We start from the raw sequence: 6,701 nt of genomic DNA on the forward strand, positions 1-6,701 counted from the left end.
ATAGTGGCTGTGTTAATGATACAAATACTATATATAGTGCCTGTGAATTGCAATCACACAATATATAGGGTTTTGTGATTTCTTTTGCTTTTGTGTCGCAAAACCTTGCCGCACCTGGGGTAAGGCCAGATAAAAAATCTCCACCGCGTCAATTGCGGGGATTTCAGGCGGGAAACAAACGGGCGGAATCAGTTACGCGAGATGGTGATCATCGCTATCAGCGCACCTACAAAAATAGCGACAATAATATTTATCTTCACTCATGTCATGATTTGTCTTGGGCACAGGAGGTGACGAGATAGCCGACTGTGGAATCTCCTGATGATACCAATATCCGCGTTTTCTCTCTGTGCAGATAAACATTTTTCTCTCCTTCGGGAATGAAACGTACTATTTACTGTAGGCAGGTACGGCGATTTTTAGTGATCCGGACCGATATCCGATCCGTTTATGGACTATTCCGACAGCAGCTGGCCTCCACGCTGTTGTAAGGTTGCGGTGTTGGTAAGGTTTAGAGGATTAAGCATGTATTTACGCCCTGATGAGGTTGCTCGTGTACTGGAAAATGCGGGATTTGAAATGGATACGGTCACCGCAAAAACCTACGGATATCGTCGTGGGGACAGTTACGTCTATGTCAACCGTGAAGCTCGGCTGGGCCGTACCGCGTTGGTGATACATCCGACGCTGAAAGAAAAAAGCCACAACTTTGTTGAACCGGCTTCCGGGATAAAAACGTGTGAGCACTATGTGCAGTTTCCCATGTATCTGGCTGGTGACCGTCAGGAACATTACGGCATCCCACATGGTTTTAGTTCACGCGCGGCACTGGAACGTTATCTCACTCAGATGTTCGATTAATGCGTGCAATGGCTGAAGCCACTTGATAACGCGAAGGAGTCTCAGCATGTTACCGACTAATCTGACCGTGCAACAACAGGTTGCAGCTGGCCTGGTTCTGGATGGCGCAATGGCTAGCGAGCTGGAATCACGAGGCTGCGATTTAACGGACGCGCTGTGGTCGGCAAAGGTGCTGATTGAAAATCCTGAGCTGATTTATCAGGTGCACTATGATTATTTTAAAGCGGGAGCTCAGGTTGCCACTACCGCCAGTTATCAGGCTACGCCGCAGGGCTTTGCCAGGCGTGGACTGAATGAAGCTGATGCGTTGCGGCTCATTGCCTGCAGCGTTGAGCTGGCCAGTCGGGCCAGGGCTGATTATCTTGCCGAACAGGTGGAAGCGGGGGCATTGCTGGTTGCCGGGTCGGTTGGACCTTACGGGGCATTTCTGGCGAATGGCTCGGAATATCGTGGCGATTATTCATTACCCCAGCAGGAAATGATCGATTTCCACCGTGCCCGGGTGAGAACCCTGATTGATGCCGGTGCGGATCTCCTGGCCTGTGAGACGCTGCCTTCTTTTGCGGAAATTAAAGCGTTGGTTTACTTGCTGGAGGAATTCCCGGCAATGCCGGCATGGTTTTCATTTACGCTACGTGACAGCGAACATTTGAGTGATGGGACGCCATTATATGAAGTGGTGACTTTACTGGAGAGTTGCCCACAGGTCGTTGCGCTGGGCATTAACTGCATTGCCATGGAGAAAGTGACCGCTGCCCTGACGGTGTTGTCATCACTGACTACAATACCGCTGGTGGTGTATCCCAACGCGGGGGGACAGTACGATGCCAGCACTAAAACGTGGCACAGCGCCGCCGCTACCTGCTCGTTGCCTGACCATCTGCAGGCCTGGCAAAAAGCCGGTGCGAAGCTGATTGGTGGTTGCTGCCGGACTACGCCAGCCGATATCGCAGCCATCGCCTCTATTGCGCGGTAGGCTGGACCATCGCATGGGACAGTTTGTGCTTAGCCAGATATTGTGGCTGAAAAATGCACATACGGACCGTGTTACGGTACTCGCCGTTGATGAAGAACTCGTGGATCAGTTCTCCTTCAATTTCAAAACCTAACTTAGAATAGATGTGGATAGCTTTTTGGTTCTCTTTATCGACTATCAGGTACAACTTGTAGAGGTTGAGTACTGAGAAAGCATATTCCATCGCCATTTTAACCGCTTTACTGGCCAGCCCTTTGCCCTGATGGCTGGGGGCGATGATAATCTGAAATTCTGCCCGACGATGGATATGGTTGATCTCAACCAGTTCGACCAGTCCGGCTTTATCTCCTTCGTATTCCACGACAAAGCGGCGCTCGCTTTGATCATGAATATGCTTGTCGTAAAGATCGGACAACTCGACAAATGCCTCGTAGGGTTCTTCGAACCAGTAGCGCATCACGTTGGCGTTGTTATCTAGCTGGTGGACAAATCTTAGATCTTCCCGCTCCAGTGGTCGCAGCGTGATTCCCTTTTCAGAAGGTATGACAGACATACATTTTCCTTGTTATTGCGGCTTATTATGTTCTGCAGAATTATAGATTGGTCGGAAAAAAATGACACGAAGACGAGCAGGGGCTGAATAAAAAACGTTGCGCCAGCCCATGATGGCGGCTGGCGGTTTTATAATAAACTCAGAAATTGTAGCCAACCACCAGGTAGTAACCCCATCCAGTTGATTTTACTGTAAACGGACCATCGCCGAAATTAAGTTCCTGACCATCAGCCCATTGTCCACCGTTGTGGAACCAGCGAGCGACAAATGAGTAGTGCCAGTGAGCATAGTTCAGCGCCAGAATATGACTGGAAGCAATAGCGTTGCTGGTACGTGAGGCATCTGATTTATCACGTAGATCGGAACCCCAGTCAAAGTTGGTGAAGCCAATGTAGCTCAGATTACCGCCCCACAGGGTGGTGATGGGGACAAAGTATTTCACCTTGAAGCGGTAACCGTCCCAGCTATTTTCGTTGGCGGCGCCGTAGTTCTCCCACTGATGTTTGGCATAAATGTTCAGTGACAGGCCAATATCAGAATGGGTATCGATATCCGTTCCCAGTCCCATGTACCAGGTGTTCTGGCGATTCGCACGGTTATGGCCCATATCGTAGATATAGTTGTTGGCGAAATACCATTCTTTAAACGGACCGAAGCTGAGATCGGTGTTAGTCAGTTTATCGATAGAGAAACGGGGTTCAATTTCCATAAACAGCGGTGAGCCTTTATCCCAGATGCCACTGTCATTTGAGTTACCCGCGCCAAAGAATTTTGGCAGATCCACGTAGCCATAGAAGTCAAACCAGTCTTTTTTGGCGAAGGCTTCATATTCCATATAAACATCGTTATTCAGATGCGGTCCGAAGCGGGTGTGGTAGCTACCAACCACGTTGACGCTCTGGTGCCACCAGTCGGAGACGTATTCAGCACTATCGGTTGCAGCAAATGAAGAGGCACTACAGGAAAGTGCCGCCAGGACGCCAGCCATCATAATATTATATTTCATTATATTACCACATGCTTATTGACCATTTTATGCAGACTGCGCGGTGGTCTTGTTAAGTTTTTATCAGGGAAGGCATGAGGGGGTTTTACAACGGCAAACACCCGCATCACAGATTGCGGCAGTGTGCCGTTATCCGCAATTTAGGAAATAGAGATTGTTCACGATTGTCAAAGTCTGTTTCATTTTAATTCATCAAAAATGTGAAGTTAATCACAAAATTGCTTTTTTGATTTTTGGGTGTTCAGAAAAGAAACACTTCATGTCTGTCATTTTTTCTGCGACGACGGTGGGACGTCGCAGTGAAAAATAGAAGGATATACCGTTGTCATGAAGGACGTATCCATAAGATAATCCTATGAATATTCACATATTAAAAAATGCATACTGGCGTGAGTGACGCCTGCATTCGCGAGAAAATTATGGGGGATTTTATCGCTATGATAACCCATAGCGGACTGACATCTCTTATCCAGTTAAGACGATGGCCCCTCACGCTACGTGATGCTCAATGAGAGAAAAACTGATCATTTTAACGTCGGGTCAGCGCTAATCTGACCCCCAGCCCAATAAAAGTGGTGCCGACAACACGATCCAGGAGCTTTTGCAGCATCGTGTTTTTTACTACAGCACCTGCGGCTCCACCCGCTAAGATGGCAAAAGTGGTATCGGTTAAGAATGCGATCGCGGCATAGGTGAAACCCAGAATTAAAAAGGATACTGCGTGATGATCACCATTAACCACGACAAATTGCGGAAAGAAAGAAACGAAAAACAGCAATACTTTCGGATTCGTTAACGTAGTAATAAATCCCCGGGTAAGCAGACTATAGGTACTGGTTCTTATTTCAACTTTCTCTTCATTGTTATTCTGATGAACAGATAAAAAAGTCTTCATGAGCATTTTGCTTCCCAGAAAAATCAGGTAAGCGGCGCCAAGATATTTAATCACCGTGAACAGCAAGGGTGAGGCAGTAATCAGTGCGGTCAGACCAACCGCGCTGGCTACCGCATGAGTACAACTTCCTAACGCGACGCCCGCGGCTGAAAGGATGCCAGATCGCCGACCGTTAGCAACACTTTGCCCAACAACATAAGCCAGATCGGGCCCCGGAGTAATACACAGGAAAAATACAGAGACAAGGAAAAGACCAAAATGCGTGATATCCACAATAATCACCTCACTGAAGAATTTTGCTATAACTAACCAATTGATTCTGCATTTTATTAATTGTTAGTCAAACGTTTTTTGGCCTGGATATTGGTGACAGTGATTTTCCGGCCAGGCATAGTTGGCATGAAACGAACGAAATAATAATAGTTTTCTTTAAAGATAATGAATTGATCATCTGTTCATGCATAAAGATGATTTATTTCGGCAGGACCCCTGTTCCCGATGGAAGCGTAACGGACCGGGGATGACTCAATTATTAGAAAATGTATTTTTCGATGAAGGCTCCGATGGCTTTTCATGGGTTATGTATTCAATATGGTGATGCGTATTACGATGCATAATGCTCACGCTTGATAAACGTACCAATGATCCTGTCATGCATTTCAGCTGATGTCGAGTACCCCAGTTGTCTTGCGGTTCAGTTTATAGAGATGGAAGCCCACACTGTGTGGGCTTTTAAATCTGCGTGATTACCATTTTTATCAAACTTATTACAACAAAAATCGTATACAAAAATAGAGACGAAATTGAAAGGTAATAATAATTATCGATCCACTTTGTGAAGCTTGTATCAATACTTCTCAGGAATTCGGAAACGGCAATTTTTTCTTTTGGTTGGAAAATTATTTTTTTACCTTTTCTAAGTCTTGAGAAAAAATAAGACATTCCAAAAGACCCAAAAAAACCCATAGACCCGTAAAATTTATACAGTGGTGGTAGTTCAAATTTACTATTGTGATAAATGGATAACAAAGTGTTGTATTTTTCGTTATTGATAGAAAAAATCACAAACTGTAGAACAGTAATAAAGAAAGGGATAATGGCGCATCCCATGGCTATATAAAGAAGAATATTTTTCATGCTATTTTAGCCAAAGGTCCATAAGATGATCGCTTGCTGAACTTGCAACAGCCCCGCCGACTAACGAACCCACAGCAGCGCAAGCAACGCCTCCCGCGCCAGCGGTGACTATGCCGACCGCAACGCAAACACCCATACCAGCAGATGCACCCAGAGTACCTCCAGCCATGCCAGCGAATGTACCGCTTGTGAATTTAGCATATTCTTTAAAAGCAATTTTTCCACATTCACCTTCCCGCCCTTTAGAGCAGGCATTGGCCACGTCATTAGTTGTTCCGGCAAAGGCAAATCCAATGCCAATATACCCACCAGCCTTAAGGAATCTTGCGGCTTTGGCCGCATTGCCGACATAATATGAATAACCGGGAATACCGCTCATTCCAACGGTTGACCACTCATGAACAATAGAACGGCTTGACAGATTTAATGCATGCCGCATATCTTCATACGGTCTGAACTTGACTGTGTGCCGGACAAGCGATTTTAGCAGAGGTTTATTAACCAGATTTTTTAACTGACTCAGTAACTGATTGCGTTCAGCGAAGAACTGCTGACTGCTAAGTGTACCCTGAGTGCGAAACTGGTTCTGATAGCTGGCCTCTATTTTTTTCAGAGTTTGTTCAATGGCATTGAAATATTTTTCACCGGAGTCTCCGATTGCGCCGAAAATGCTATCACCCGCGCTGGTCAGCCCTGCAATCATCCCGTAATGCTTCTGCATAAAGTTTGCATCTTCGGTACTGACGCCAATAAATGCCGCGCTGGTTTTTTGTCTGGCCTGCCGTAGCGTATATAACATCTGGTTTGTCAGAGGTGACTCAGGATCTGCCACAATCAGTATCTGACCAGGCTTCAGCCACTGAGTGTCCGCATTGAGTTTCATAAACAGCCCGGCAGCCGGGGAGCGGGTATCTCTGAAAAGCTCCCTGGCCTGAAAATCAAGACCGCCAGGTCGTTCTACCACACAATATCCAGGGGCAATATTACGAGCCATGCATCAGTTCTCCGTATTTGTGCCTGCGTAAAAGTGCGGAGTCAGTCGCCGCCATCGGCCCTTTGATGTTCACTATGAAATAATTTCGCTGCAATGATAAATAATTCTACTGCGTTACGCAAAAAGTGGTTATGTATTCAATATGGTGATGAGTATTACGATGCATAATGCTCACGCTTGATAAACGTATCAATGATCCTGTCATGCATTTCAGCTGATGTTGAGGGTAATGATACCAACTTACTGATTTAGTGTATGATGGTGTTTTTGAGGTGCTCC

At 46.1% G+C, this 6,701-nt stretch carries 6 protein-coding genes and 1 pseudogene; 2 read left to right on the plus strand and 5 right to left on the minus strand.

Annotation, left to right across the window (positions count from 1 at the left end):
- The first annotated feature begins 525 nt into the window (after nt 1-525).
- On the plus strand, nt 526-861 hold the full coding sequence (locus tag EH228_RS13525; RefSeq protein WP_152322169.1) for a DUF2002 family protein: 336 nt from the start codon (nt 526-528) through the stop codon (nt 859-861).
- 46 nt (nt 862-907) lie between these two features.
- Nucleotides 908-1,837, plus strand: a complete 930-nt coding sequence (gene mmuM, locus EH228_RS13530; RefSeq protein WP_152322170.1) for a homocysteine S-methyltransferase — start codon at nt 908-910, stop codon at nt 1,835-1,837.
- Here mmuM and speG read toward each other — a convergent pair.
- The 5 genes and pseudogenes from speG to EH228_RS13560 form a co-directional block, all read right to left on the minus strand.
- Nucleotides 1,824-2,390, minus strand: a complete 567-nt coding sequence (gene speG, locus EH228_RS13535; RefSeq protein WP_152322171.1) for a spermidine N1-acetyltransferase — start codon at nt 2,388-2,390, stop codon at nt 1,824-1,826. The two genes, mmuM and speG, sit on opposite strands and share 14 nt — an antisense overlap.
- Before the next feature lie 139 nt (nt 2,391-2,529).
- Nucleotides 2,530-3,396, minus strand: a complete 867-nt coding sequence (locus EH228_RS13540) for a nucleoside-specific channel-forming protein Tsx (protein ID WP_152322172.1) — start codon at nt 3,394-3,396, stop codon at nt 2,530-2,532.
- A 529-nt stretch (nt 3,397-3,925) separates the two neighbouring features.
- Entirely contained in the window at nt 3,926-4,567 is a 642-nt protein-coding gene (locus tag EH228_RS13545) for a LysE family translocator (RefSeq protein WP_152322177.1), read from the minus strand.
- 328 nt (nt 4,568-4,895) lie between these two features.
- Nucleotides 4,896-4,998: pseudogene (locus EH228_RS20875) on the minus strand (IS1 family transposase); the annotation flags it as partial.
- Nucleotides 4,999-5,429: 431 nt separating this feature from the next.
- Nucleotides 5,430-6,422: a hypothetical protein gene (locus EH228_RS13560; RefSeq protein WP_152322174.1), complete on the minus strand. Its 993-nt coding sequence runs from the start codon at nt 6,420-6,422 to the stop codon at nt 5,430-5,432.
- Nucleotides 6,423-6,701: the final 279 nt, after the last annotated feature.

This window comes from Erwinia endophytica, assembly GCF_009295515.1.
GTDB lineage: Bacteria > Pseudomonadota > Gammaproteobacteria > Enterobacterales > Enterobacteriaceae > Erwinia > Erwinia endophytica.

Excerpts from the sequence above, each read along its gene's own strand:
- EH228_RS13560 (WP_152322174.1), bottom strand. The coding sequence starts at position 6,422 with ATGGCTCGTAATATTGCCCCTGGATATTGTGTGGTAGAACGACCTGGC.
- mmuM (WP_152322170.1), top strand. The coding sequence starts at position 908 with ATGTTACCGACTAATCTGACCGTGCAACAACAGGTTGCAGCTGGCCTG.
- EH228_RS13540 (WP_152322172.1), bottom strand. The coding sequence starts at position 3,396 with ATGAAATATAATATTATGATGGCTGGCGTCCTGGCGGCACTTTCCTGT.
- speG (WP_152322171.1), bottom strand. The coding sequence starts at position 2,390 with ATGTCTGTCATACCTTCTGAAAAGGGAATCACGCTGCGACCACTGGAG.
- EH228_RS13525 (WP_152322169.1), top strand. The coding sequence starts at position 526 with ATGTATTTACGCCCTGATGAGGTTGCTCGTGTACTGGAAAATGCGGGA.